The sequence below is a fragment of the Bradyrhizobium aeschynomenes genome (genome assembly GCF_013178945.1).
In the GTDB taxonomy this organism is placed as follows: Bacteria; Pseudomonadota; Alphaproteobacteria; order Rhizobiales; family Xanthobacteraceae; genus Bradyrhizobium; species Bradyrhizobium aeschynomenes.
In genome coordinates this window covers 1-25,303 of record NZ_JABFDM010000013.1, presented here as the reverse complement: position 1 = coordinate 25,303, position 25,303 = coordinate 1, and the positions used below count along the sequence as shown (strand labels likewise).

Genomic DNA, 25,303 nt, shown 5'->3' with positions numbered 1-25,303 from the left:
CCTCAGGGCTTATAGGCGACCATATCGATCTCGACGATGCCGCCGCGCGCGAGATCGCAGACGCCGATGGTGGTCCGGCCCGGCCGGTGCGCGTCGTCGAAATGGCTGGAGAAGATCGCGTTCATCGGCGCGTAGTCGCGCTTGAAATCGGTCAGATAGATGCGGGCGAACACGACATTCGCAAAGCTCATGCCGCAGCCCTTCAGCACCCGCGCGAGGTTGTCCATCACCTTGCGCGTCTGCGCCTCGATGCCGTCGGGAAGCGGCAGCGAATCGTCATCGGGATCGGTCGCCAGCTGGCCGGTGACGAACAGGAACGGGCCTGCCTGCACCGCATGGCTGTAGGGCGTGACCGGCTTCGGCGCGTCGGGAAGCAGATGATAGATCGGATCCATGGCGTGTTCTCGCTGTTCTCTTGGCTATCCGGCGGCGTAGCGCTGAATGAACTGGCGCGCGCGCTCGGTGTCCGGGCTGACGAAGAAGCGCTCCGGCGGCCCGGTCTCGACGACGCGACCGCGATCCATGAACAGGATGCGGGTGGCGGCGTCGCGGGCAAAGCCCATCTCATGGGTCACGATCACCATCGTGCGGCCCTCGCGGGCGAGCTCGCGCATCACCAGCAGCACCTCGCCGACGAGCTCCGGATCGAGCGCGCTGGTCGGCTCGTCGAACAGCAGCACATCGGGCTTCATCGCCAGCGCGCGCGCAATGCCGACGCGCTGCTTCTGCCCGCCGGACAGCCGCGCCGGAAACACATCGGCCTTGTCGGAGAGCCCGACCTTGGCGAGCAGCGCCATCGCCTCCTCGCGCACCTCGGCCGCGGGGCGCCTCTGCACTTGCACAGGCGCCTCCATCAGGTTCTGAAGCACGGTCAGATGCGGCCAGAGCGCGAAGTGCTGGAACACCATGCCGATCCGGGTGCGGACCCGCGACAGCTCGCGGTCGGACATCACGACGCCGCCATTGTTGATGCCGATGCGGTCGCCATTGAGATAGATCTGGCCGGCATCGGGCCGCTCCAGCCAGTTGATGCAGCGTAGCAAGGTCGACTTGCCGGAGCCGGACGGGCCGAGCACGCAGACCGTCTCGCCGCGCGTCACCGTGAAGCTGATGTCGGACAGCACCTGGAGGTCGCCGAAGCGCTTGGAGATGCCGGCGACGTCGAGCACGGCCATGTCGTTGGTCATCCGAGCCTCCCCTCAGCGTCGTGCCGACGCCAGCCGGTCGATGCCGCTGACGCCTGCCTCGATCACCAGACAGAGGCCCCAATAGAGGAACACGGCGGTGATGAAGGCGGCGAACGGCACATAATGGCGCGACTGGATCGAGCTCGCGGCGTGCGTCAGCTCGGGCAGCGCAATGATGGTGAGGAAGGCGCTGTCCTTGACGATCTGGATCATCTGGTTGCCGATCACCGGACCCGCGGCGAGCAGCAGCGGCGGCAAAATGATGCGCCGGAACAGACGCGGCCCCGAGAAGCCGAAGGCCACCCCGGCCTCGATCGGCTCGCGCGGCTGCGCCACCCAGGCGCCGCGCAGGATCTCGGCGAGATAGGCGGCATGATAGACGGTCAGCGCCACCAGCCCCGAGCTCCAATTGTCGAGCCGGATGCCGAACGACGGCAGGCCGTAGTAGACGATGTAGGCGAACAGCAGGAACGGCACGCAGCGCATGCCGTCGACGAACACCCGCACCGTGAGCGCCAGCCAGCGCCGCTTCGACATCAACGCCGGCGTCAGAACGAAGGCGATCACGAGCCCGGCAATGGCCGACAGCACCGAGAGGATCGTGGTGTTGCCGAGCCCGCTCAGCAGCAGATCGCGCTCGCTCCAGACGATGGCGAAATCGCGGATCATGCGGCCTCGGCTGCAAGCTGCCGCCGCTCGATGAAGCGCTGCAGGGAAACGAGCGCGAACACGATCGGCGCATACATCGCGATCGCCACCAGGAACGGCGGCAGCGGCTCGTAGGTCTCGGCGCCAATCCGCACCGCGGCACGGGTGATGTCGACGACGCCGACCACCGCCAGCACCGGCGTGACCTTGATCAGCAGCGACATCTCGTTGACGAGTCCGGGAAGGCTGACGCGCACGATCTGCGGCAGTACGATGCGGCGAAAGCGCAGGCTCGCATGCATGCCGACCGACTGCGCCGCCTCGTACTGCTCTTTCGGGAAGTTCATCAGCGCGGCGCGCCAGACCTCGCAGTTGAACGCCGAGGTGTTCATGACCAGCGCCAGGATCGCCGCCGACACCGGACCGATCGCGATCCCGACATTGGGCAGCGCGAAGAACAGCAGCAGCAGCAGGGTCACCAGCGGCGTCGCGCGCAGCACCGAGACGTAGACGGCGACCACGCGGGCGATGACGGGGACGTTGGCCCAGCGCAGCAGCGCCAGGCCAAGTCCGATCGGCAATCCGATCAGGATGCCGATCAAGGACAGCGTCACCGTGACCACGGCGCCCTGCAGGATGGCCAGCACGTCGGCCGCGCTCATCGCCGTCCATCCGTCGCCGTGTGCGGCAGGCGCACCGAAGCGGGCCGCGAGCCCTCGACGGTCAATTCACCGTCAAAGGCACAGGCGCGTAGCGATCGCCACCCGCACATCAGCGGCACCTCGATCGCGGTCTCAGAATTCCGGCTCGAACGTGACCGGCAGATCCGGGAAGGCCTCGCCGAACCACTTCTTCTGCAACTCCGCGAAGCGGCCGGTTTCCTTCTCCTTGGCGATGAAGCCGTTCAGGAATTCCACCAGCTCGGTGTTGCCCTTGGCGACCGCCCAGGCCGGATAGGATTTGCCGGAGACGGGCTGGCCGACCGCGAACACGTTCGGCTTCTCGGCGACCAGCGCCTTGATGTTGATGATGGTGTTGACGACGTAGTCGACGCGGCCGAGCGCGAGATCCTGATAGGCTTCGGGATAGGAGGTGTATTCGACCACCTTGCCGAGCTTGCCGCCTTCCTTCTCCAGCATGGCCTGGAGCTCGGGCAGACGGCCGAGCAGCGCGCTGCCGGCCTGGACGCCGACGGTCTTGCCGCTGAGATCCTTGATTGCGTTGATGCTCTTGTCGTCCTTGCGCTTGACGTAATAGTGGGTCGCGTCGGCGATCGGGCTGGTGAAGTCGAGCGATTTCTTGCGCTCCTTGGTGATGATCGCCGCGGTGATGGCGACATCGTACTTGCCGGTGGAGACGCCGGCCAGGATGCCGGTCCAGGGCAGGATCTGCTGCTTGATTTCGAACGGCGCGTATTTGCGCAGATCCTCGATCAGCTCATTGTCGAAGCCGGTCGGCTTGCCGTCCTTGACGAATTCGAAGGGACGGAAATCGTCCTCGGTGGCGACGATCAGGCCGCGCTTCTTGATCTCGTCCATGCTGCCGGCCTTGGCGCTGAACGCAGCCGGCAAGGTCAGCGCCGCGGCCAGCAGCGCCAGCGCGAGGCGCCGCGACGGCACGTGAAGGCGGGGAAACGAAGGCTTGGTCATCTCGCATCTCCTCATATGAACTGATCAGTCGAAGCTGAAGCCGTGCGCGCGCAGATAGGGCGGGAAGGCCGCGCCTTCCGCCTTGGCCGCCTGGCGCGCCTTGTCCTCCGACCAGCCGTAGAACTCGGCCTCGCCGAACTCGGCATTGCCGCGCTGCTGGTCTTTCGGAATCGCGTGCCGGGCATGGCGCCGCCGGTCGTAGTCGTCGAGCGCCGCGGGCAGCGCGTCGTCGCCGTAGCGATCGAGATGCGTGGTGACGCTGCGCGGCAGCCGCAGGCTGACATGCCCCTCCGCGGCGGGATAGCCCAGGCACAGCCCGGCGACCGGGAACACCATGTCCGGCAGTTCCAGCACCTTGGCGACCGTGTCGATCTCGTTGCGGATCACGCTGATCGGACAGGTTCCGAGACCAACCGACTCCGCGCACAGGATCATCGTCTGCAGCGCCAGCGCCGCGTCGACCGAGGCGTTGAAGAAGCCTTCCAGGGTGCCGTTCTTGACGGGCTTGCCGCGCAGTTCACCGATCCGCTGCAGCCGGCGGGCATCGCCGAGAAAAACGAAGAAGACCGGCGACGCTCCGATCCAGGGCATGCTCGGAAACAGCTTGCCGATCGCGGCCCGTTTCTCGGCATCGCGCAGGCGCATCACCGAGGCCTGCTGGAAGTCCGACTTGGCCGAGGCGCTCAGCGCGCTGGCGACCAGCAGATCGAGCAGCCGCTCCTCCGGCATCCGGTCGCTGTAGCGACGGACCGTCTTGCGGGACAGCACGCCGCGCAGGAATTCATTCGCGTTGACGTCGCCGGCATCGGGGCCGCCGTCGCCAAATCGTGTCGCGATGAGATCGGCATGCTCCGACATCAGGCCGCCCTTTTTCCGTCGCGCGCGGCGCAGCACGTCCAACGGACGCCGTTGGCCAGGGCAATGATCGGCGGATCCCGCCGCGGCAGACATCGCATCGCTCTCTCCACGCACTGCGACATCGATGTCGCCGCCCCGGATTCATGTCGCCGCAGTTTCTCGCGCAGCTCTTATGAGAGATGTCAGCAAGGGACATGCCAGAGCTCGTGGAGCCCGGCGCAGCGCAGCATGCGCGCCCCCGCTGTCGCGGCCATCTCCGATGAAATTGAGCAGCCACGAGCGCCGTTTGCGAAAGAAACCGCAGCAGCAGGGAATGCGGAGCATGCTTCGTAGTTGCGCTAGCGCACACCTCGCCCCGATACCGCACTTCGGCGATGCGCTGCTTTTCGGGCAGCACGGTGCCCATTATCTAATCGGAGCGCGATGCGGTCAGTCCGGCGATCGTGTCGCGTCGAGCCTCTGCCCCTGCGCCGCGACGATCGCCTGCATCATGGCGATGAACCGTTTCTGGTCGGCCTTGCTGAGATCCGCGATCGTCGCCAGATGCGCCGCCCGCGCGGGACGCTCGATCTTGCGCAGCAATGCCGCGCCGGACCGGGTCAAACGACAGGTCCGCGAGCGCCGGTCGTGCGGGCCGATGCTGCGGTCGACGAAGCCGCGCGCCTGCAGCCGTTTCAACGCGCCGGTGGTGGTGGTCCGGTCGAGGGCGATGTCCTGGGCCAATGCGGTCTGGTCCGCCGTTCCCCGTTTCGCCAGCGCCGTCAACAGGCTGTACTGCAAGGGCGTGATCTCATAGGCGGCACATTTTTCCTGGAACAGGGCGACGTGGATCTGATGCAGGCGGCGGATCAGATAGCCCGGACGTTCCTCGAGCGGCCACGATACATCTGCTTTCGTCTTGTTCCTTCCGGCCATCGAACGGCTCCCGCATAAGCGCTGGTCACGCTGCATCAATTTGAAGCTGTCTATGGCACGGATCTTGATGTAATGCGAAGTATGCTTCGTAAATCGGTCGGCGCATCATCCGCGCCGGCTCGTCGAGGACAGCTTTGACCGGGACAAACAACAACCCGGATAAGGAGAGCTTGCATGTCCGTGAGCGCCTCGTTCGACCTGCTGCTGCGCGGCGGCCGCGTCATTGACCCCGCCTCCGGCATCGATGGCTTGAAAGATGTTGCCATCCGCGATGGCCGCATCGCGGCCGTCCAGTCCGACATCCTGCCATCGAGTGCCAGGGACGTCGTCGACGTCACCGACCAGCTCGTGCTGCCGGGATTGATCGACACCCACGCCCATGTCTATCAGTACGTCACCGGCCGCTTCGGCATGAATGCTGACATGGTCGGCGTACAGTCGGGCGTCACCAGCCTGATCGACCAGGGCGGCCCGTCCTGCATGACCCTGCCGGGCTTCCGGCACTTCGTCGCCGAGCCGGCGCAGTCGCGCGTCTACGCGTTCCTGTCGGCCTATCTCGTCGGCGGCCTCGAAGGCCACTACTACCCTGATCTCTATCGTCCCGACTGCGTTGACATCGACGCCACCGTGAAATCCGCGGTCGCCAACCGCGACCTCGTTCGCGGCATCAAGGCGCATGCCGAGATCGGCGGCTTCGCGCGCTGGGGCATCCGCGTCATCGAGATGGCCGCCGAGATCGGCCGCCGCGCCGAGCTCCCCGTCTACGTCCATTTCGGCCAGCTCTGGGGACTGCCCACGAGCGGCACCAATGGCGAGGATGTCGACACGATCCTGGAGCGCGTGATCCCGCTGCTGCGGCCGGGGGACGTGCTGGCGCATCCGTTCACGCGGCATCCCGGCGGCTTCGTCAATACCAAGGGCGAGGTACATCCAGTGATCCAGGCCGCGCTCGATCGCGGGCTCAAGGTCGACGTCGGTCACGGCAGTCACTTCTCCTACCGGCTGGCGCGCAAGGCGATCGACGCCGGCATCGTGCCGCATACGCTCGGCGCCGACATCCACGGCTACAACACACATGTGCCGGCGCCCGCGGGCACGCCGGACGAGCCTGCCGACGACGAGAGCCATCCGTTCGCCGGCCAGGCCAAGTTCAGCCTGGTGCAGGCGATGAGCTCACTGGTCGCGCTCGGTCTGACCTTGGAGCAGGTCGTGCCGATGGTCACGTCCAATCCCGCCGCGATGCTCGGCCTGTCCGACCAGATCGGCGCGCTGCGGCCCGACATGGCCGCCGATGTCAGCGTACTCCGCGAGCAGCAGGGCCGGTTCGTCCTGCGCGACAACGAGAAGACCGAGGTGATCGCCGAGAAGCTGCTGCAGCCGGTGTTCTGCCTGCGCGCCGGAGTCCGTCACGACGCGACGGCGCCGATCCTGCCCGCAGCGGTCGCGGCCTGACGTGACCGACACGGCTCCGACCGTCTCGGATGATCGCGCACCGCGCGGCGTCGGCGCGCGCTTGCCGCGCAAGGAAGACGATCGTTTTCTGCGCGGCCGCGGTCAATACGTCGCCGACATCAGACTGCCGGGATTGAAGGACGTGGCCTTCGTGCGCAGCCCGGTGGCGCATGCCCAGATCAGGGCGATCCACATTCCCGCGGAATATCGCGACGTCGTGTTCACGGCCGACGACCTCACCGGCATCAAGCCGATCCGCGCCGTCTCCGGCCTGCCCGGCTTCAAGGTCTCCGAGCAGCCGGTGCTGGCTGTGGGCAAGGTGCGCCACGTCGGCGAGCTCGTGGCGATGTGCGTCGGGCGCAGCCGCGCCGAGGCCGAGGACATCGCAGCTTCCGTCGAGCTCGAGCTGGAGCCCTTGCCGGCGGTGCACGACATGCGGCTGGCACGCGCGGCCGGCAGTGCACTGGTGCACGAGCACTGGGGCGACAACGTCTTCCTGGAAACGAATTTCGAGGTCGACATATCAGCCGCGCTTGACGCGCCGATCAAGGTGACGCGCGACATCACGACCGCCCGCCAGTGCATGGCGCCGCTGGAAGGCCGCGGCGTCGTCGCGACCTTCGATCACCGGCTCGATCAGCTGACGCTCCACACGGGATCGCAGATGCCGCACATCGTGCGCAACGGCCTGTCCGACTGCCTCGGCATCGAACAGGGTCGCATCCGCATCATCGCGCCGGATATCGGCGGCGGCTTCGGCCATAAGGGCATCCTGCTGCCCGAGGAGGTCTGCCTGAGCTGGCTCGCCATGCACAAGGGCATGACGGTGCGCTGGCTCGAAGACCGGCGCGAGCATTTGAGCGCGAGCGCGAATTGCCGCGAGCACGCCTATCACATCACGGTCTATGCCGATCGCGACGGACGCTTGCGCGGCATCGACTGCGAGGCGATCGTGGATTCCGGCGCCTACTCGTCGTATCCGTTCTCGGCCTGCCTCGAAGCGGCGCAGATCGCGAGCATCCTGCCGGGCCCGTATCGGATGCCGGCCTATCGCTGCCGCACCTATTCGGTCGCGACCAACAAATGTCCGATCCTGCCCTATCGCGGCGTGGCCCGCACCGGCGTCTGCTTCGCGCTCGAGCTGCTGCTCGACGCCGTCGCCGCGGAGGCCGGGCTCGAGCCCGGCTACGTGCGGCTGCGCAATCTGGTGCAGCCGCAGGACATGCCGTTCGACAACATCACCAACAAGCATTTCGACAGCGGCGACTATCCCGAGGCGCTGCAGCGGGCGCTGGCAGCGATTGATGTTGCCGCCGTGCGCGTGCGCCAGCGGCAGGGAGAGCCGGACGGCCGGCTGATCGGCACCGGCGTTTCGATCTATTGCGAGCAGGCCGCGCACGGCACCTCGGTCTATGCCGGCTGGGGCATTCCGATGGTGCCCGGCCATGAGCAGGCGACCGCACGCCTGACGCCCGACGGCGGGCTCGAGCTGCGCGTCGGCGTGCATTCCCATGGCCAGGGGCTCGAGACGACGCTTGCCCAGGTCGCGCACGAGATCCTCGGCGTCGACCCGGACAAAATCCGCGTCATCCTCGGCGACACCGCCATGACGCCCTACTCCACCGGCACCTGGGGCTCGCGGTCGATGGTGATGGCAGGCGGCGCCGTGGGTACGGCCTGCGAACAGCTTGCCGCGCGGGCCACGCGCATCGGCGCCAAGCTGCTGCAGCTCGCGCCGGAGGCCGTCACCTGGCGCGGGGGCCGGGCCTGCGGGCCGAACGGCAGCGTGGGCCTCGCCGAGATCGCCCACACCTGGTACCGCCGGCCGCAGGATCTGCCCAACGACGTCGATCCCTCCGGCCTCGAAGTCACCGGCGGCTACAAGCCCGTGCGCGACAGCGGCACCTTCTCCTACGCGGCGCATGCCGTGACGGTCGCGGTCGATCCGGATCTCGGCGAGGTCGAGCTGCTCGACTACGTCATCGTCGAAGACGGCGGCGTCCTCGTCAATCCGATGATCGTCGACGGCCAGATTCTCGGTGGCCTCGCGCAGGGCATCGGCACCGCGCTGTACGAGGAGATGCCGTTCGACGACGCAGCCCAGCCGCTGGCGACGACTCTGGCCGACTATTTGCTGCCGGGTCCGACCGAAGTCCCCGCACCGCGCCTGATTCATATGGAGACGCCGTCGCCCTACACGATGTTCGGCGTCAAGGGCATCGGCGAAGGCGGCGCCATCGCGCCGCCGGCGGCGATCGCCAATGCCGTCAACGACGCGCTGCGGCCGCTCGGTGCCGAGCTGATGCAGTCGCCGCTGTCGCCGCGCCGGATCGTCGCGGCGGTGCTCGCTGCGAAACAGGCAAGCACACCGTGAAGGCCGCATCCTTCGCCTATGAACGCCCCCGCAGCATGAGCGACGCGCTCGCGCTGCTCGCGGGCGCTGATGGCGAAGCCCGGATCATGGCCGGCGGCCAGTCGCTCGGCCCGATGCTGAACCTGCGTCTGATGCAGCCGCCGCGCATCGTCGACATCGCCGGCCTTGCCGAGCTTCGTTCCGTCGAGCGCGATGGCGATGCTCTCGTGATCGGCGCCTGCGTCACCCACGCCAACATTGAGGACGGCCGCATCCCCGACGTCACCCATGGCGTGCTGCCGCGGATCGCCCGCGGCATCGCCTATCGCGCCGTACGCAACCGCGGCACGATCGGAGGCTCTCTCAGCCATGCCGACCCGGCCGCCGACTGGGTGACGACGCTGGCTGCCCTCGGCGCCCGCGTGAGGCTGACGAACTCCAAAGCCCAGCGTGACCTCGTCGTGACGGAGTTCGTCCAGGGCGCACTGCAGACGGCGCTGCGTCCCGGCGAGCTCGTCACCGCCATCCGTCTCCCCTCGCTGTCGCCCACGGCGCGCTTCGGCTACGCCAAGGCCTGTCGCAAGCCCGGTGAATTCGCCCACGCGATGGCCGCCGTGCTGATCGAGCCGGATCTGTCCCGCAGCCGGGTCGTCATCGGCGCCATCGACACGACGCCGATCGTCGTCGACGATTCATCGCTGTTCGGCGGAGCGATCACCGATGTAAGGCAGCGTTTCGATCGCGACCTCGCCTGCCGCCTGCTGATGCAGGCCGGCGTGAGCGATCCGGCCGCCCGCCACATCCATCTGACCGTACTCGCGCGGGCGATCGCGGAGGCCGCTGCGTGACGACGATCCAGCTCACCGTCAACGGCCGCGTGGCCGAGGCCACAATCGAACCCCGCGCCCATCTCGCCGACGTCCTGCGCGATCAGCTCGACCTCACCGGTACGCATCTCGGCTGCGAGCACGGCGTCTGCGGCGCCTGCACGTTGCTGCTCGACGGCGCTACGGCCCGCTCCTGCATCACGCTGGCCGTGGCCTGTGATGGCGCTGCCGTCACGACCATCGAAGGCCTGGATGAGGACGAGATCGCAGCCGAGCTGCGGACGGCCTTTGCGCGCGAGCATGCGTTGCAATGCGGCTACTGCACGCCGGGGATGATCATGTCGGCGCGCGACCTCGTGCTGCGTCTCGACCACGCCGACGAGCAGGCCATCCGCGTCGGCTTGAGCGGCAATCTGTGCCGCTGTACCGGCTATGCGGGGATCGTGCGCGCGATCAGCGCGGTGATCTCAGCACGACGGCAGCGAGGCATCGCGGCTATGGTCGGTGCAGGACGAACTTCGCTCGGCCCGGTAGGATCGCAGCCGGGCGCGACCGCCATCTCGTCGATGCGGCCAGCGGCAACGGAGGTCAAGCTTTCTCGCAGCGCAGCCTCCAATGGGCTCGATCCTCTGGAGGTCGTGCCCGCCAAGAGCTTCGATGCCGCGTTCACGGTGAGCGCCGCGCCCGAGCAAGTCTTCGCGCTATTCGGTCAGCCGAAGATCCTGGCTGCATGCTTTCCCGGCGCCACCGTCACCGACATCCCGGCGCCGGATCGTATCGAAGGTGAGATCAGGGTCGCCATCGGTCCGCTGTCGGCCGCCTTCCGCGGTTCTGCGCGCATCGAACGGAACCCGGTGGATCTCTCCGGCCGCCTCTTTGGTACGGGCCGTGACCAGCAGAGCCGCACCTCGACCTCCGGACAGATCGGCTGGCGTATGATTCCGATCGACGACGGGCGAGCCACCCGGGTCGAGCTCGCGATCGGCTACAGCCTCACCGGTCCGTTGGCGCAGATCGCGCGTGATGGGCTGGTGCGCGATCTGGCGTCGCGCCTCACCACGACGTTCGCGCAAAACTGCGAGCGGCACATCAACGGGACGTTCAGTTCGGCGGAGACCATCGAGCCCCAGCGCCTCGATGCATTTGGCTTGCTGCTGGACGTCGCATGGACACGTTTCACCGCCATCGTCCGGCGCCTGCGCAGGTCATGAAGCCGCCACTCGCGAACGTCCGCTCCGATCTTCATCCGGCTGTAAAGGCAAAGTAGCGCCAAAAAATGCAGAGCAGCTCAAGGCTACGAGGCCGAGCTGCAGCCCCGATACGGCCAGCTATTTGGCCCTGACCGGTCCTTCTTAGAGCAAATAAGTCCACCGGAATGCAGCCCTGGAGCGACTTGGCAATTTCCGGAGCTATCGCGCTGCTCTGATATGACACTGTTACGTGTTAGCTGATGCAGCATCGCTTTTTGGCACCGGCCCGCATCAGAGGCCTTGGCAGCCCGCGAAAAGGCTGGTTCAATTTGCATGGCATTTGCATGATACTCGCGAGATCACCCGTCCGGTCTGAGACACCGATATGGAAGCTCGAGCCGATCTTAGGACCTTCAGCGCGTTCGTTCTCGAGCTGTACGAGCGCAGCCAGGTGCTTGATCCCGTCGATCTCCTGCACTGGAGCATAGAAAGCCTCGGTGTCACAACCGCGTGCGATGCTAATTGGGGGGGCTGGGCCGACCTCAGCCGCGACGCCATCGAGATCTGCGGCTCGGTCTCCCGTAACCTGCCGCCCGACTTCGTGAAATTCTGGTCCGACATCAAACACGAAGATCTGCTTGCCCGGGACTTCATCGAGACCGGTTGCGCATACCCGACCTATAACCGCCAGGGGACGCGCCACACCGAAGGCATGGTCGCGCTGTCCGACAGGTACAACATCGACAAGTTTTCGACCATCGTGGTCGACAACAAGCGATTGCCCGTGATGCTGTTTCTGTCCTGCTACCGGAGCGGCCGCTCGGCACGAACGCTCGCCGAGAACGAGCTCAGATTTTTGCGCGCGGCACTGGACCATGTGGAATTGGCCGTCGAGCGCAAGGCGCTGGGTGGGCCAGACGGGAAGCATCTTCTGGTCAATGAGAGCGGCCGTGTGCTGGCCGCTTCACCGGAGACGCTTCGTGCCCTGCGCGATGTCTGGCCTGGCTGGAAGGGAGACCGTCTGCCGGCCCGGCCGCCGCGGCATTCGTCGCGGCAGATCGTGTCGATTGAGAAAGTCCGCTTCGAAATCCAGCTCGCATCTCAGCTGGCGGACCCGCACCTCTATTATATCCGCCTGCTCGGCAAGGACCCTTGTGACAATCTCACTTTGCGCGAGCGGCAGATCGTCACCCATATCGCCGACGGCTTGACGCATAAGGAAATCGCACGACATCTCGGCATCTCGCCGGCGACGGTGCGCAATCATACCCAGGCGGTGCTGACCAAGCTCGGCGCCCGCAACAAGGCCGCGCTGCTCAAACTGATCCATTCCGCGGCCGCCGGCTGAACCGCGAGCCATTCGCCCTGCCCTAATGCATCTGCATCATACCGGGGTCCCTTCCATCGCCGTACCGTAACGATCGCTGATGATCGTACGCAGGTCAGGACAGGACACCGCACATGCAGATCGCACGCAGAACCCTGCTCGGAGGAATGGCAGCATCCGCTCTGACCGGCTCGCTGGCCGGCCGTGCCGCGGCCGCGGATGATATTTTGATCGGGGTGCCTACCGCCCAATCATCCCCCGTCGGGGTCGGCGACCAGAAGGACTGGCTCAACGGGGTCACGCTGGCGATCGATGAGATCAACGCAGCCGGCGGAGTCGCCGGGCGCAAGCTGCGCGCGGAAGTCACCGATATCGACATCATGACACCGGAAGGCACGGTGTCGGCGATGCAGACCCTGACGGGCAAGCGGGTCCATGCCATCGCCTCGGCTTTCGTGCTCATTCCACAGCCGGCCATGGATGCCGCCGCGGCGTCGGGGACCCCCTACCTGCACGGCAATACCTCGATCGCCTCGCTTGAGCTCGTGAAGTCAAATCCCGCCAAATACAAGAATATCTTCCAGATCGACCCTGCCGAGACCTGGTACGGCTACGGCTTCGTGCGCTATCTGAAACAGCTCGCGGCCGCTGGATGGAAGCCGAAGAACAACAAGATCCATATCGTGCAGGAGCAGATCTCCTACACCCAGGTGATCTCCAAGTCGGTGCAAAAAGCCATCGCCGAATCCGGCGGCGAATGGGTGCTTGGTCCCGTCACCGACATTCAGTTTCCGGTTCAGGACTGGTCGCCGGTACTACGTGCGCTGCACGATTCCGATGCCGGCGTCATGTTCATCGACCATTGGGTCGCGGCGGAGCTCGCCACCTTTGCCCAGCAGTTCGCGGCCGATCCGGTCAAGGGCTCGCTGGTCTATCTGCAATATGGCCCGAGCCAGCCGGAGTTTCTCAAGCTCGCCGCCGGCAGCGCCGAAGGCATGATCTGGGGGACCGTGATCGGCACGCACGCCGACGGCAAGGGCAAGGATTTCCGTAGCAAGTACATCAAGCGCTTCGGCGACAATATGGGCCTGGTTTATACGGGCAGCGGCTACGACACCGTCAAACTGCTCGCGACCGTGTGGGAGAAAACCGATCCGTCGAATTTCGACGCCGTCGGCTCTGCGATCCGCAAGCTTCGCTACGAGGGCGTCTGCGGCACCTATATGTTCGACAACGCCGAACAGGCGCCGCCCTGTCATCCCTGGCAGACAGAGGATGTGAAGGCGGGGATCAGCCATCTGCTGCTGCAGGTGCAGGACGGTCAGCATAAGATCATCGCACCGGCCGAACTGGCGGAGGTCAAGATCAAGCCTGCTCCCTGGTTCTGAACGCAACGCACGCGGATCACCGACCATGCTGCCCACTGGCGCGTGCTTCGGATGCGAAGGCGTCATGCTGTCGCTGGGAGGCCGGCGGATCTTGAGCGACGTGTCCCTCCACGTGAAGCGCGGCGAGGTGCTCGGCCTGATCGGCCCGAACGGCGCGGGCAAGACCTCCCTGTTCGAGGTCCTGTCCGGGCGCTACCATCCGCAACGAGGATCGGTCTTTCTCGACGAGCTGCGGCTCGATCGCCTCGATATCTTTCGGCGGGCCAGGCTCGGCGTCGCCCGAACCTATCAGAGCCCCGTCGTTCCCAATGCGCTGACCATAGGTCAGACCTTGCGCGCCGCTCGCAAGGCCTATGCGCCGATGATGTCGGCGCATGACGCCGAATGGGCCGCCCGCCTCGTGCGGCTGGACGCCAGCTGGGACCGGCCGGCCGGATCGCTCGATACGTTCGATCGGCGCAAGCTCCTGCTGGCCTGCCTCATGATGCGCCGGCCGCGTGTATTGCTGATGGACGAGCCGGCCTCCGGACTGATCAACACCGAGATCGCGGAGCTCGATCTCCTGCTGCGCAAATTCGCAGACGAGTATCATCTCGCCATCATCCTCATCGAGCACCGGCTCGAATTGCTCGGAGCCATCGCCGACCGGGTCTATGTGCTCGATCTCGGCGCGATGATCGCGGAGGGAGCGCCCGAAGACGTGTTTCGCGACGATCGGGTCCAGGCGGCGTATTTCGGAGGCGTCGCATGAGCGGCACGCTCCTCGCCGTTCGCGGCCTGTCCGCCGGCTACGGGCCGCTGCGGGTGCTTCACGACATCGACTTCTCGATTGCGCCGGGCGAGCGGCTCGCGATCGTCGGCCTGAATGGCCATGGCAAGACCACGCTGTTCCGCGCCATCATGCAGCTCGTCGGCTGGCAGCGCGGCTCGATCCTGTTCGACGGCAAGGAGATCGGCGGCACCCGCTCGCTCGGCGAGGGACGCTATACGCCGGGAATCGTCAGGCTCGGCATTGCCATGACGCCGCAGGGCGATGCGATCTTTCCGGGGCTGACGGTGCGGGAGCATCTGGATTGCGGTGCCCACGCCAAGACGGCCTGGCGAGACCGCACTCGCCGCCGCGAGCGCGTCTATCAGTTGTTTCCGCAATTGGATGAGTTGCAAGGTGCCCTGGTCGGCAAGCTCTCCGGCGGCGAACGCCGGATGGTCTCGATCGGCCGTGCGCTGATGTCGGACGCCAGGCTCTACCTGATCGACGAGCCGACCCTCGGTCTTGCGCCGAAGGTCTCCAAGCGGGTGATCGAGGCGCTCGTGAATATCCCGCTCGAGGGCAAGGCTATGGTCATCACCGAGCAGAACGTTGCGCTGCTCTCCGGCGCCGTGAGCCGCATGATGGGAATGCACGCCGGCCGCCTGCGCGGCGAGGTCGGGCATGTGGGGCTCGCGTGATGGACGCAACCCTCGTCATCTATGCGCTCTATCTCGCCGCCATCTATGCGCTGATGGCGATCGGCATCTCGCTGGTCTGGTCGAGCATCGGCATGGTCAACATGGCCTATGGTGCGACGTTCGCAGTGGCCGGCTACGCCGCCTATTTCGCGGCCGACTCGATCGCACCGGCTATTCGAAGCTGGAGCACAGGCGTTGACGGAATGGTTCTGCTTGCGGTCCTTACCGTCATGGCGGGGATGATCGCAGGCGCGCTGTTCGGCATCCTCGTCTATCTGGTGGCCTTCCTGCCGATCCACGACAAGCCGAACTTCGCTGTCCGCAGTCTCATCGTCACGCTTGCCATCAATCTTGCGGCTGTTCAGGCCCTGTTGTTCGCCTTCGGGCCCCAGCAGAAGGCGCTGCCGCGCATCTTCGGCGTCGGACGCTTCAACCTGCTCGGCACGCCAATGCGCCTGGATCAGGCCATCACCATCTTAACGACGATCGTACTCCTCGGACTGGTGTTGTTGTGGCTGCGGATCAGCCGCCGGGGCCTGGAAATTCGTGCCGTGATGCAGAACTCCGAGGGCGCGGCCTTGTGTGGCATATCGACTCGCTGGACGGCGCTTCCAGTCATGATGTTGACGGGATCGCTTGCAGGCCTCGCCGCCGTGCTGCTGTCGCAGAGCATCTTCGTGAACCCGAGTGCCGGCACCACGCCGCTGATCAAGGGGCTGACCATTGCCCTCCTCGGCGGTCTCGGCTCGGTCCCGGGCGCCGTGCTCGGCGCGATCCTGGTCGGCTTTCTCGAGGCCATTACCGGGATCATTCCCTTTCTCGGCCAGCGCTACGTTCTGGTGGTGCAGTTCGCCTTCATCGTTCTGGTTCTTCTCATTCGCCCCCGGGGTCTCGGCGGCCTGCTGGACGAGACGCGGGAATGATGCGCGCGGACAAACCTGCAGCCTCGTATGCGAAGGTCGGCCGCAGGCCGGACGAGGTCACGCTGAAGCCGGACGGCGGGCAGCTGTGGCATCGCTGGCGGCCGCCTTTCAGCCGGCGGCACTGGCTGGCCTGGCGCGGACGCTACAATCCAAAATCGCTGCAGCGCGAGCGACTGCTCGTCGACAAACGGCCGCTGTGGTGGACGTTGGGGCTCGGTGGCCTGCTGATCGCCGTTCCCTTCCTGTCCGATCAGTTCGTCAACATTGCTGCGATCTTCTGCATCTTCGCCGCCATCAACGTGATCTGGACGTTGATCGTGGGGGCGGCTGGCATCTTCTCGCTGGCGACCATGGCGGTCGTCGGCCTGAGCGCCTATGCCGCCGCCGCGGCCAACGTCTATCTCGGCCTGCCCTGGCCGCTGATGATGCCGGTCGGAGCCGCCGTAGGCCTGATCTTCGGGCTGCTGCTCGCCCTGCCCTCGACGCGACTCGACGGCCTCTATTACGCCCTGTTGACGCTCGGGATCGCCGAGATCTGTCGGGTTTCGATTTCGCAGATCAAGGCGCTTGCGCCGTCCAACAGCAGCATCAACGGGGTCGCCTCCTTCATCCCTTCCGCCTGGCACCTGCAGAGACCCGGATTGCTCCTCGGATTTGCCGGCGCGTTCGTCCTTCTGCTCTGTGCGCTCCTGGTGTTTCGCCTTGTCAACACCGAGCGACTTGGCCTGCTGCTGCAGACCGCGCGCGAGGACGAAGCCTTCGCCGAGGCCGTCGGTATCGACTACCGCCGCGCGCGCTGGCTCGTCTTCGTGCTCGCCTCGAGCGCGCTTGGCGCCATCGGTGCCTTCTATGCGATGTTTTACCGCTCGATCTCGCTGGCGGTGTTCTCGCTCGATCAGCTCCTGCTGCTGTTCGCGATGATCGTGATCGGCGGCCTCGGCCGCTCCGAGGGCGCCGTGCTCGGCACCGCGATCGTGGTGCTGATCGACAAGGGCCTGATCGGCCTCGGGCCCCTTCGCATCATCATCGTCACCGCCGTCATGATCATCGTCGCGCTGACGGCGCGCGAGGGACTGACCGGCATCAAGGCCCAATTCCAGGCCTTCAGGAACCGGAAGAAGAGCGAGCGGCGCGCCGCGCGGACGGAGAAAGGGGGCGAGGTCATGCCCGAGGAAGCCACCGAGATTTCCGACAAGCAGTTGATCTACCGGCGCCTGTTCGACAAGCGGCTGCGCGATGCGCTGAAGTCGTCGATCACGCCGGACCTGATCGCGGAACACCGCGCCAAACCGCTCGGCCAGCACTCCGACGCGCTCGATCGTCTGCTGAACTATTTCCGCCGCGAGGAGATGCCCGACAAATACGCCATCCTCAGGGTCGGCCCGCTGCGTTCCTGCAGCTATCGCGTGATGGCCTTGTCCGGCCGCGCCGGCCATCCGCCCCGCCTCGTCGACGACAAGCTCTATCCGACCCTCGACGAGGCCTATCACGCGGTGTTCCTGCTCCGAATCAACGACTTGCTTGCGAGCTGAGACCGACGCCATGGCAGAGAAGAAGCTCTACGGCTATTGCGACCCCTGGACAGTCAAGCAGGGCGAGACCCTGTCCTTCATGATCTCGGCCGAAGGGACCGACACCGTTGACGCCCGCCTGGTTCGTCTCGTTCACGGCGACGAACACCCGGACGGTCCCGGATTCCTCGAAGAGGAGATCGATTGCGATATTCCGGTCACCCTGAACGTACAGCGCCAGTTCACCCAGATCGGCGCCCACGCCGTCGTCGAGGACGTCTCTCGGCGCCTCGTTCCTGCTGGTGATTTCACCGTCTATGGCTTCGTATTTCCGACTCGGCCGGGCGGCAGCCGCCAGGCCATCCTGTCGAAGTGGGACATCATGTCCGGCAAGGGCTATGGCATCGGCATCAACACCGAAGGCCGGCTCGAGTTCTGGGTCGGCAATGGCGAATTGATCGACCATGTGACCGCCGAGGTGCCGCTGCGTCCCCGTGCCTGGTACTTCGTGGCGGCGACGTTCAATGCCGCCACCTTGGAGGCCCGACTCTATCAGATCGGTGTCGTCAATCGCTACAACTCCCTGCTCGGCCTCGTGGTGCCGATCGACTACGATTCCCGCGTCGCCGAGACCTTCCGCGTGATGCCCCAGGCGCCCGACGAGTCGGTCCCGTTTCTGTGGGCGGGCGCGAGCGAGGAGAACGATCGCCGCGGCCGCTTCGTCGGGATGCTCTATTCAGGCAAGATCGACCGCCCCGGAATCCTCAACACGGCCTTGCCGCCTGAGGCGATCGCCGCTCTGGCGCAAGGCGAGCTGCCGTCCACCGACGCGATCATCGCTCATTGGGACACCAGCGCCGGGTACACCGACAGGGGCATCGGCGATGTCATCACCGATGTTGGACCACATGGTCTTGATGCGCTCGGCGTCAACCGGCCGGTGCGCGGCATGACGGGGTGGAACTGGGCTGGACGGGAGGACAGCTTTCGCCTCGACCCCAAACAATACGGTGGCATCGCTTTCCGCGATGATGCGCTGACCGACTGCCGCTGGTCGCCGACCGTGACGCTGCGGATTCCGAATGATCTGAGGAGTGGCGTCTACGCGCTGCGACTGCGGGCCGGCGAGAGTGAAGACCATATTCCGTTCTTCGTCCGGGCGGCGACGCCGCGCGCGCCGCTGGCGGTCCTGATGTCGACATTCACCTATCTCGCCTATGCCAACGAGCGCCTCGGCTTCGATGCGCCGATCGCCCAGGCGATCACCGCCCACACGCCGATCTTCAGCGAGGCCGATATCGACTTCTACAAGCTCCAGGAATTCGGATTGTCGACCTACGATCACCATTCCGACGGTTCGGGGTGCTGCTATTCGTCCTGGCGGCGACCGATCATCAACATGCGGCCGCGGCATCGCAACGCAGCAACCGGTGTCACCTGGGGCCTGCCGGCCGATCTGTCGCTCTTGTGGTGGCTGCAACATGCCGGCTACGATTTCGAGATCCTCACCGACCACGATCTGCATGCAGAAGGGGCCGCTGCGCTGCGTCCCTATCGCGCGGTCATCAACTGCACCCATCCGGAATATTATTCCGAGCGGATGATGGACGGCACCGAGGACTATCTGCGCGCGGGCGGCCGCCTGATCTATGCCGGCGGCAACGGCTACTACTGGGTGTCGGGCTTGCGCGAGGACGAGCCGCATTGCATGGAAGTGCGCAAGCTCGACAACGGCTCGCGGGCTTGGCAGGCCGATCCGGGAGAAGCCTATCTCGTCAGCACCGGCGAGCGGTCGGGGCTGTGGCGCTCCCGCGGCCGGGCCCCGCAAAAGCTGGTCGGCGTCGGCTTCACCTCCGAGGGCATGGACGAAAGCCAGCCGTTCGAGCGCATGCCGGATTCCTTTCACCGCCTGATAGCATGGATGTTCGAAGGCATCGGCGACCGGGAAGAGATCGGCAATTTCGGGCTGGGGCTCGGCGGGGCGGCGGGAATCGAAATCGACCGCTATGATCTGGCGCTGGGCACGCCACCGCACACGCTGCTGGTCGCCTCGTCGCACGGGCATTCCGACAATTACCCGCTGGTATCCGAGGAGATCACCTACGCGTTCCCCGGCCGCGGCGGTACCCAGGATCCCCTGGTTCGGGCCGACATGACCTATTTCACGACCGGCTCGAACGGCGCCTGCCTATCGATCGGCTCCATCGCCTGGAGCCAGGCGCTGCCGGTCAGAGGGGGCGACAACAACGTCGCAACCATCATGCGCAACGTGCTGACCGCCTTCCTACGTCCCGGCCCCCTGCCTGGTAGCGAATTCGTGGGCGACGAAAAGCTCTGGCGTTGATCGTGATGCATATGCATCATTACGGAGCCGGAGCGTCCCATCGTATGCTTTGCTCCCCGGAGCACGTCGCAGCCTTGGCTGCTGCAAAGGCGACGGGGTAGGCGTACTGGGGGCCCGGCGGCGGAGAGATTGAGATGAGGTCGTCTTCGTTCATATCCCTGCTCGGGCTCGCGCTGATGCTCCGCCCGTGCGCTGCGGCCGAATTCAAGCCGGAGGCGACATCGAGCAGCACGATTCCCGCGACCATGAACCGCGTCTATGTGGCCGACCCCGCGCTTCCCCACATGGTCGATGGACGCGTCTACGTGCTCGATGCCTCTGACCTCAGCCTCAAAGGAATGCTGGAAGCCGGCTTCGCCGGCATGATGGTCGCGGCGCCCGACAAGCACCGCGTCTATGTCGCGACGACCTTTTACGAGCGGCTCACCCGCGGCAAACGGACCGACGTCATCCAGGTGTTCGACGACCAGACCTTGAAGGTGATCGACGAAATTCCGATCCTGACGCGACGTGCCCAGGCGCTCGGCTATCGCAGCCTGTTCCAACGCTCCAGCGACGGCAGATTGCTGTTCATTCAGAACGCCACCCCGGCAACCTCTGTCAGCATCGTCGATCCCGACAGCAAGCGTCAGCTCGAGGCTCCGGCGCCTGGATGTTTCGGCATCTATCCCGCACTGTCCACGCCGCTGCGCTTTTCGACCCTATGCGGTGACGGAACGGTGGGCACATACACGATCACGGCAAATCTGCGCAGCGCGGACCGTAAGGTGAGCGGTAAGCTGTTCGATGCCGGCGCCGATCCTCTTTTCATTCACGCCGAGCACGACCAGGACAGCTACATTTTCCTTAGCTTCAAGGGCAAGCTGCTGCGCGCCTCGCTGGAGGGCGAGCGCGCCACAGCCATCGAGACGCTCGATATCATTCCGGCCGATGCGACCGGCTGGGCGCCGGGCGGCTATCAGCCCTTTGCCGTCGACGCAAAGGCGAAAATCGCCTATATCCTCATGCATTCCGATGACAAGGACGGAGCGCACAAGAATCCGAGCGCCGAAATCTGGTCCTACGACATCGGCAATAAGCGTCTTCTGGCGCGCTCGCCGGCTGCCAACCTGACGTCGCTGACATTGTCGGCGGTTGACCCGACCGTGCTGTTCGCGATCAATCCGGTCGACCAGAAGATCGAGCGCCTCACGATCGATGCGACTGGAAAGGTCTCGCGCTCCGCGGACATCAAGCTCGGCGAGACCGCCGCTTTGGTCGAGGCTCCCCGATGAATTGGCAGCTCGATCCCCTTCTGCATCTGGTGGCAAGCGGCTTCATCATCGTCGTGCTGGCACGCGCGGTGCTGGAGAAGGTTCAAGGCTACGCTCTCTTCGTGGCGAACCTGCGCGACTATCGTCTGCTGCCTGAGGCGTTGGCTCCCCTCGCCGCGCCGTTGCTGCTGGCGGCGGAAATCGCGGCGATTGGGTGCCTGATGTATCCTGCCGCAAGCCAGATCGGAGCCATCCTCGCCTCCCTGCTGCTCTGCCTTTACGCCTTCGCCATGGCTGCAGTCCTGANCTCCCTGCTGCTCTGCCTTTACGCCTTCGCCATGGCTGCAGTCCTGATTGCAGGTCGCAGCGAGATCGAATGCGGCTGCGGCGGCGAGGGCCAGCTCGTCAGCTGGACGCTCGTTGCCAGAAATGCGGTGCTGGTCGCGGTCAGTGCCGCCATCATGCTGCAGACGTCGCCACGTCCAATGGGCTGGTCCGACATGCTGATCGGGCCAATGGCCGTGTTCGTGCTGCTGCTGCTACTCGCAACGGCCGAAAAAACCATCGGAACATGGGCGGTCATTCGCCGGCTCGACTCCGGCTCGTTCAACTGAGGTGACCATGGACGGTCTCGTCGTCGCATTCATCCTGCTCTGTATCCTGGTGCTCGGACTGGCCATCGCGGTGTTCGCGCTGGCGCGCCAGGTCGGCATTCTGTACGAACGGATCTCCCCGATGGGGGCCCTCATGACCGACTCCGGCCCCGCGGTCGGCGAGAAGGTGCAGCGCTTCGATCTCACCGCGCTCGACGGCCGCAATATTTCGATCGGCGCCGCCGGCGCCCGCTCGCAGCTGGTGTTCTTCCTGTCGCCGACCTGCCCGGTCTGCAAGAAACTGCTGCCGATCCTCTCCTCCGTCGCCGCAGCCGAAAGCTCCTGGCTGGACCTGATCCTCGCCGGCGACGGCGACATCGCCGCGCACCGAGCCTTCGTCGCGCAACGCCGCCTGGACAAATTTCCCTTCGTGCTCTCGCGCGAGCTCGGCCTGGCGTTCCGCGTCAGCCGGCTGCCTTATGCCGCGCTGATCGACGGCAACGGGCTGGTGCGCGCCAAGGGATTGATCAACAACCGCGAGCAGCTCGAGAGCCTGTTCAATGCCCGCGATCTCGGCGTCGCTTCGATCCAGTCCTATCTCGATGCGCCCCACCCCGCCCACTAGCCACGGCCCCATGCGGAGAAGCTGATGTCCGACATCATCATCGACAGGCTGATGGCGGCCTTCGACCGGGCCGCGGAGCTGGCCTTCCGGCGCTCGGCGCAGAGCATCGGCCGACGCTCCGCGCTGAGCGGGATAGGCAAACTGCTGGTGGGCGGGGCCCTGCTCCCGGTGCTGCCGTTCGACCGTTCGGGGCAGGCTCATGCCCAAGGCGCATCGAAGCCGGATGCGAACGAGGCCAGTTGCGACTACTGGCGCTATTGCGCGCTCGATGGCTTCCTGTGCTCGTGCTGCGGCGGCAGCGTCTCGTCCTGCCCGCCCGGCGCCGAGCCTTCGAAGGTCACCTGGGTCGGCACCTGCCACAATCCGGTCGATGGCAAGGACTATCTCGTCTCCTACAATGATTGCTGCGGCAAGACGACATGCGGCCGCTGTCTCTGCAACGGCAATGTCGGCGAGCGCCCCGGCTACCGCATGGGCGTCCACAACGACATCAACTGGTGCATGGCCAATACCCAGAGCATGTATCACTGCACGGTGTCGGTACTGGTCGGCGTGGCTGACAAGAAATGAGAACCGCAATCTTCGCCGCTTGCGCCGCATTGACATGGCCCGGCATCGCGCTCGCTGCCGACGGCGCCAAGATCTACGCCGAGACCTGTCAGGCCTGCCATCAAGTCGGCGGCGTCGGCTCGCCCGGGCTAGCCCCGCCATTGGTCTCGCCTGTGCTCTCCAACGCGGCGACCAAGCGGCCTGACTATCCCGCAATGGTCATAATCAACGGGCTTTCAGGTACGCTTCCGCTCGAAGGGGGTGAGACCATCACCAGCGCGATGCCGCCCCAACCGGGTTTGAACGACGAAGCGACCGCCGCCGTGGTCAATTACGTGTTCCGCTTGAACCGCGCCAAGGTCCAGCTCAAATCCGCCGACGTCGCTCGCACCCGCAGCCGCCCGATCGGCAATGACGAAATCAAGCAGATCCGTTCCGGCCTGATGCCATGAGATGTCTGACCCTCGTCCTGATCGCAGCAACCACGATCGGCGCCATCGAACGCATGCAGGCAGCAGAGAGCACTGAATATCTCTATCGACTGCACTGCTCCGGTTGCCACGGTCTCGATGGCGAAGGGTCGTCCGTCGGACGCATCCCGCCCTTTCCCGGCATCGTCGGACATTTCGCCGGCAGTGAACAGGGCCGGCTCTATCTTGCGAACGTACCCGGCGTTGTGAATGCTGCCCTTCCTGATGGCGAGACCGCGGAGCTCCTGAACTACGTCCTTCGCGTCTGGGGCACGCCCACGCGCGATCGGGGCAAGCCGTTCACGGCGGAAGAAGTCCATCACCTGCGAGCCAGGCCGGTGGACGACATCACGGCGCTCAGACAGGCCCTCGCTGTCGAACTCGCCAAAAAGCGCATCTCGATCGCCTATTGAAAGTCACGGATCCCACGGCCTCGATCTCTGCCGCCCGAGGCTCCGGTCCGGATGGCTGACGCCTTCAGCATGCTCAAAGGTTTGCACGAACGAGCATGATTGAAGCGAGCAGGCGAACTTGCTCTAGATAAAACGGCGATGGTCATGACGAACGCGCAAGCCTGTGAAGACCGGCGGCGAGAAGGAGCGTGACTGCCATCGGATCAAGGACGGCGACGAGCGCCAGCGTGAGCAGCCGGACTGCTCGCTCAATGTCGGTAGCAGGTATCCCCATCAACTCGGCGAGGTATCGGATCGGTCCCACTTCAGCCTCGGCGCGCCGTCGCAGCGCTTGGATCCTGGCCCTTTCGATCTGTAAGTTCGCGAGCGACTCCGACTCGCGACTGCGTTCAGCGGCAATGTTGGCTCGTTCGTGGCGCTTTTGGTCAGCGATTGTCATCGCGCCGACCGGACGGCCAAGGCGTGTGGACTCGTCGATAGCGGCGTCGATCTGCGCAGTACGCCGGTCAATGTCCGCAACCTTCTGGCTCTGTATTGCGAGGCGGGTCTCGACGTCTGCGCAAGGGTGAGATCTATAGATGTCATATGGTCGAGGTGAGCGTGGGTGAGGAAGCCGAATACGCCTATAGCGTTCAGGCCCATCAGGGCTCCGATCATCAGGACGAGGACGTACCGCAGGAGTAACGGGGCCGAATTCCAGTGCTCGGTCAACCAGGCGGCTGCGACGAGCTTACCGGCCTCCAATACCGCGCCCATCATGATGACAAGCAAAAAGGCGCCGGCGAAGATTGCTGTCAGGCCATCAATGGAGAAGGCCGCCGAAACGCTCGCCATCGCCAAAGCCACAATCAAAGATGCGAGGTTGACTGGTGTCGTATAACCACCAGACGCTTCAGCTCGGGATTTCCCTGTGACAGCGGCGACCTCTGTAACGGAGACCGAGCCCTCTTCAATGGTCGACGTCACGCTGCCCGTCACAATGATTGATTCAGCGTTACGGCGGATCAGGCCAGCGCGTTCCCAAGCTTTCAGACGACGACCGGTTCGCATCCTGTTCCAACCCCATCGCCGTCCAAGCTCAGCGGCACTGATCGTCAGGCGGCCCATGGGTTGGGAGCGCAGCCAGGCCAGTGCCTCCGTTTCATCGAATGGGTGTGACCTTGCCCCTCGGGCTTAATCTAGTTTGAAGTTCGTTCTGGCCCCTAGAGAGGACCAGAGCATGAAGCGCAGTCGCTTTACGGAAGAGCAGATCATCGAGATTTTGAAGGAGCACGAGGCTGGCGTTCCTGTCGCCGATCTGTGCCGCAAGCACGGCGTGAGCGACGCCAGCATTTACAAGTGGAAGGCCAAATTCGGTGGAATGGACGTCTCGGAGGCCA

The 25,303-nt window shown here is 65.2% G+C and carries 27 protein-coding genes; 18 read left to right on the top strand and 9 right to left on the bottom strand.

Features of this window, described 5'->3' with window-relative positions:
* Positions 1-2: 2 nt before the first annotated feature.
* The 7 genes from HL666_RS28450 to HL666_RS28420 all read right to left on the bottom strand — a co-directional run bounded on the left by HL666_RS28450 (position 3) and on the right by HL666_RS28420 (position 5,257).
* Positions 3-395, bottom strand: coding sequence for a RidA family protein (locus tag HL666_RS28450; protein WP_172184833.1), 393 nt, complete (start codon positions 393-395; stop codon positions 3-5).
* 24 nt (positions 396-419) lie between these two features.
* Positions 420-1,187: an amino acid ABC transporter ATP-binding protein gene (locus HL666_RS28445; protein ID WP_210262269.1), complete on the bottom strand. Its 768-nt coding sequence runs from the start codon at positions 1,185-1,187 to the stop codon at positions 420-422.
* A gap of 12 nt (positions 1,188-1,199) precedes the next feature.
* Positions 1,200-1,856: an amino acid ABC transporter permease gene (locus HL666_RS28440; RefSeq protein ID WP_172109410.1), complete on the bottom strand. Its 657-nt coding sequence runs from the start codon at positions 1,854-1,856 to the stop codon at positions 1,200-1,202.
* Entirely contained in the window at positions 1,853-2,497 is a 645-nt protein-coding gene (locus HL666_RS28435) for an amino acid ABC transporter permease (protein WP_172132017.1), read from the bottom strand. Before HL666_RS28435 ends, HL666_RS28440 begins: the two co-directional genes overlap by 4 nt.
* A 132-nt stretch (positions 2,498-2,629) precedes the next feature.
* Complete coding sequence (locus HL666_RS28430; RefSeq protein ID WP_172109412.1) at positions 2,630-3,484, bottom strand: transporter substrate-binding domain-containing protein; 855 nt, start codon at positions 3,482-3,484, stop codon at positions 2,630-2,632.
* A gap of 24 nt (positions 3,485-3,508) precedes the next feature.
* Complete coding sequence (locus HL666_RS28425) at positions 3,509-4,342, bottom strand: nitroreductase family protein (RefSeq protein WP_172184831.1); 834 nt, start codon at positions 4,340-4,342, stop codon at positions 3,509-3,511.
* 429 nt (positions 4,343-4,771) lie between these two features.
* Positions 4,772-5,257, bottom strand: coding sequence for a MarR family winged helix-turn-helix transcriptional regulator (locus tag HL666_RS28420; RefSeq protein ID WP_172132121.1), 486 nt, complete (start codon positions 5,255-5,257; stop codon positions 4,772-4,774).
* A 174-nt stretch (positions 5,258-5,431) separates the two neighbouring features.
* Between HL666_RS28420 and HL666_RS28415 the strand changes: the two genes are divergently transcribed.
* The 17 genes from HL666_RS28415 (at position 5,432) to HL666_RS28335 (ending at position 23,924) form a co-directional block, all read left to right on the top strand.
* Positions 5,432-6,709, top strand: coding sequence for an amidohydrolase/deacetylase family metallohydrolase (locus tag HL666_RS28415; protein WP_172184829.1), 1,278 nt, complete (start codon positions 5,432-5,434; stop codon positions 6,707-6,709).
* A gap of 1 nt (position 6,710) precedes the next feature.
* The gene (locus tag HL666_RS28410) at positions 6,711-9,083 is read left to right on the top strand and encodes a xanthine dehydrogenase family protein molybdopterin-binding subunit (protein ID WP_172184827.1); all 2,373 of its coding nucleotides are present in this window, start codon (positions 6,711-6,713) and stop codon (positions 9,081-9,083) included.
* Positions 9,080-9,910 carry an FAD binding domain-containing protein gene (locus HL666_RS28405; RefSeq protein WP_172184825.1) on the top strand — a complete coding sequence of 277 codons (831 nt, stop codon included), beginning with the start codon at positions 9,080-9,082 and terminating at the stop codon, positions 9,908-9,910. Before HL666_RS28410 ends, HL666_RS28405 begins: the two co-directional genes overlap by 4 nt.
* Positions 9,907-11,100, top strand: coding sequence for a 2Fe-2S iron-sulfur cluster-binding protein (locus HL666_RS28400; protein WP_172184823.1), 1,194 nt, complete (start codon positions 9,907-9,909; stop codon positions 11,098-11,100). Before HL666_RS28405 ends, HL666_RS28400 begins: the two co-directional genes overlap by 4 nt.
* Before the next feature lie 430 nt (positions 11,101-11,530).
* A complete protein-coding gene (locus tag HL666_RS34525) occupies positions 11,531-12,427 on the top strand; it encodes a helix-turn-helix transcriptional regulator (RefSeq protein ID WP_172132022.1) in 897 nt (298 codons plus the stop codon).
* A 146-nt stretch (positions 12,428-12,573) separates the two neighbouring features.
* A complete protein-coding gene (locus tag HL666_RS28390) occupies positions 12,574-13,794 on the top strand; it encodes an ABC transporter substrate-binding protein (protein ID WP_246741644.1) in 1,221 nt (406 codons plus the stop codon).
* A 100-nt stretch (positions 13,795-13,894) separates the two neighbouring features.
* Positions 13,895-14,545, top strand: coding sequence for an ABC transporter ATP-binding protein (locus tag HL666_RS28385; RefSeq protein WP_311976583.1), 651 nt, complete (start codon positions 13,895-13,897; stop codon positions 14,543-14,545).
* Positions 14,542-15,243 carry an ABC transporter ATP-binding protein gene (locus HL666_RS28380; RefSeq protein WP_172184817.1) on the top strand — a complete coding sequence of 234 codons (702 nt, stop codon included), beginning with the start codon at positions 14,542-14,544 and terminating at the stop codon, positions 15,241-15,243. The genes HL666_RS28385 and HL666_RS28380 overlap by 4 nt, the downstream gene beginning before the upstream one ends.
* Complete coding sequence (locus HL666_RS28375) at positions 15,243-16,166, top strand: branched-chain amino acid ABC transporter permease (RefSeq protein ID WP_172184815.1); 924 nt, start codon at positions 15,243-15,245, stop codon at positions 16,164-16,166. The genes HL666_RS28380 and HL666_RS28375 overlap by 1 nt, the downstream gene beginning before the upstream one ends.
* Entirely contained in the window at positions 16,163-17,698 is a 1,536-nt protein-coding gene (locus tag HL666_RS28370) for a branched-chain amino acid ABC transporter permease (protein ID WP_210262267.1), read from the top strand. The genes HL666_RS28375 and HL666_RS28370 overlap by 4 nt, the downstream gene beginning before the upstream one ends.
* Positions 17,699-17,708: 10 nt before the next feature.
* Positions 17,709-20,021 carry a LamG domain-containing protein gene (locus HL666_RS28365; RefSeq protein WP_172184813.1) on the top strand — a complete coding sequence of 771 codons (2,313 nt, stop codon included), beginning with the start codon at positions 17,709-17,711 and terminating at the stop codon, positions 20,019-20,021.
* Between the two features lie 134 nt (positions 20,022-20,155).
* Positions 20,156-21,295 carry an amine dehydrogenase large subunit gene (locus HL666_RS28360; RefSeq protein ID WP_172184811.1) on the top strand — a complete coding sequence of 380 codons (1,140 nt, stop codon included), beginning with the start codon at positions 20,156-20,158 and terminating at the stop codon, positions 21,293-21,295.
* Positions 21,292-21,888: a MauE/DoxX family redox-associated membrane protein gene (locus HL666_RS28355; protein WP_172184809.1), complete on the top strand. Its 597-nt coding sequence runs from the start codon at positions 21,292-21,294 to the stop codon at positions 21,886-21,888. Before HL666_RS28360 ends, HL666_RS28355 begins: the two co-directional genes overlap by 4 nt.
* Positions 21,889-21,895: 7 nt before the next feature.
* Positions 21,896-22,492 carry a methylamine dehydrogenase accessory protein MauD gene (gene mauD, locus HL666_RS28350; protein WP_172132030.1) on the top strand — a complete coding sequence of 199 codons (597 nt, stop codon included), beginning with the start codon at positions 21,896-21,898 and terminating at the stop codon, positions 22,490-22,492.
* A gap of 24 nt (positions 22,493-22,516) precedes the next feature.
* Positions 22,517-23,062: a methylamine dehydrogenase light chain gene (locus HL666_RS28345; protein WP_210262266.1), complete on the top strand. Its 546-nt coding sequence runs from the start codon at positions 22,517-22,519 to the stop codon at positions 23,060-23,062.
* Complete coding sequence (locus HL666_RS28340; protein ID WP_172184807.1) at positions 23,059-23,493, top strand: c-type cytochrome; 435 nt, start codon at positions 23,059-23,061, stop codon at positions 23,491-23,493. Before HL666_RS28345 ends, HL666_RS28340 begins: the two co-directional genes overlap by 4 nt.
* 53 nt (positions 23,494-23,546) lie before the next feature.
* Complete coding sequence (locus tag HL666_RS28335) at positions 23,547-23,924, top strand: c-type cytochrome (RefSeq protein WP_172184805.1); 378 nt, start codon at positions 23,547-23,549, stop codon at positions 23,922-23,924.
* Positions 23,925-24,066: 142 nt separating this feature from the next.
* Here HL666_RS28335 and HL666_RS34315 read toward each other — a convergent pair whose 3' ends face one another.
* Both HL666_RS34315 and HL666_RS34310 read right to left on the bottom strand, forming a co-directional pair.
* Positions 24,067-24,363, bottom strand: a complete 297-nt coding sequence (locus HL666_RS34315) for a hypothetical protein (RefSeq protein ID WP_246741641.1) — start codon at positions 24,361-24,363, stop codon at positions 24,067-24,069.
* Complete coding sequence (locus HL666_RS34310) at positions 24,360-24,974, bottom strand: hypothetical protein (RefSeq protein ID WP_246741640.1); 615 nt, start codon at positions 24,972-24,974, stop codon at positions 24,360-24,362. The genes HL666_RS34315 and HL666_RS34310 overlap by 4 nt, the downstream gene beginning before the upstream one ends.
* 169 nt (positions 24,975-25,143) lie before the next feature.
* Between HL666_RS34310 and HL666_RS28325 the strand changes: the two genes are divergently transcribed.
* A partial coding sequence (locus tag HL666_RS28325) for a transposase (RefSeq protein ID WP_172184803.1) occupies positions 25,144-25,303 on the top strand: 160 nt, incomplete at its 3' end.

Bases quoted from the DNA above. Each gene is read 5' to 3' on its own strand.
- HL666_RS28450 (WP_172184833.1), bottom strand. From the start codon at position 395: ATGGATCCGATCTATCATCTGCTTCCCGACGCGCCGAAGCCGGTCACG.
- HL666_RS28445 (WP_210262269.1), bottom strand. From the start codon at position 1,187: ATGACCAACGACATGGCCGTGCTCGACGTCGCCGGCATCTCCAAGCGC.
- HL666_RS28440 (WP_172109410.1), bottom strand. From the start codon at position 1,856: ATGATCCGCGATTTCGCCATCGTCTGGAGCGAGCGCGATCTGCTGCTG.
- HL666_RS28435 (WP_172132017.1), bottom strand. From the start codon at position 2,497: ATGAGCGCGGCCGACGTGCTGGCCATCCTGCAGGGCGCCGTGGTCACG.
- HL666_RS28430 (WP_172109412.1), bottom strand. From the start codon at position 3,484: ATGACCAAGCCTTCGTTTCCCCGCCTTCACGTGCCGTCGCGGCGCCTC.
- HL666_RS28425 (WP_172184831.1), bottom strand. From the start codon at position 4,342: ATGTCGGAGCATGCCGATCTCATCGCGACACGATTTGGCGACGGCGGC.
- HL666_RS28420 (WP_172132121.1), bottom strand. From the start codon at position 5,257: ATGGCCGGAAGGAACAAGACGAAAGCAGATGTATCGTGGCCGCTCGAG.
- HL666_RS28415 (WP_172184829.1), top strand. From the start codon at position 5,432: ATGTCCGTGAGCGCCTCGTTCGACCTGCTGCTGCGCGGCGGCCGCGTC.
- HL666_RS28390 (WP_246741644.1), top strand. From the start codon at position 12,574: ATGGCAGCATCCGCTCTGACCGGCTCGCTGGCCGGCCGTGCCGCGGCC.
- HL666_RS28380 (WP_172184817.1), top strand. From the start codon at position 14,542: ATGAGCGGCACGCTCCTCGCCGTTCGCGGCCTGTCCGCCGGCTACGGG.
- HL666_RS28375 (WP_172184815.1), top strand. From the start codon at position 15,243: ATGGACGCAACCCTCGTCATCTATGCGCTCTATCTCGCCGCCATCTAT.
- HL666_RS28370 (WP_210262267.1), top strand. From the start codon at position 16,163: ATGATGCGCGCGGACAAACCTGCAGCCTCGTATGCGAAGGTCGGCCGC.
- HL666_RS28365 (WP_172184813.1), top strand. From the start codon at position 17,709: ATGGCAGAGAAGAAGCTCTACGGCTATTGCGACCCCTGGACAGTCAAG.
- HL666_RS28360 (WP_172184811.1), top strand. From the start codon at position 20,156: ATGAGGTCGTCTTCGTTCATATCCCTGCTCGGGCTCGCGCTGATGCTC.
- mauD (WP_172132030.1), top strand. From the start codon at position 21,896: ATGGACGGTCTCGTCGTCGCATTCATCCTGCTCTGTATCCTGGTGCTC.
- HL666_RS28345 (WP_210262266.1), top strand. From the start codon at position 22,517: ATGTCCGACATCATCATCGACAGGCTGATGGCGGCCTTCGACCGGGCC.
- HL666_RS28340 (WP_172184807.1), top strand. From the start codon at position 23,059: ATGAGAACCGCAATCTTCGCCGCTTGCGCCGCATTGACATGGCCCGGC.
- HL666_RS28335 (WP_172184805.1), top strand. From the start codon at position 23,547: ATGCAGGCAGCAGAGAGCACTGAATATCTCTATCGACTGCACTGCTCC.
- HL666_RS34315 (WP_246741641.1), bottom strand. From the start codon at position 24,363: ATGACAATCGCTGACCAAAAGCGCCACGAACGAGCCAACATTGCCGCT.
- HL666_RS34310 (WP_246741640.1), bottom strand. From the start codon at position 24,974: ATGCGAACCGGTCGTCGTCTGAAAGCTTGGGAACGCGCTGGCCTGATC.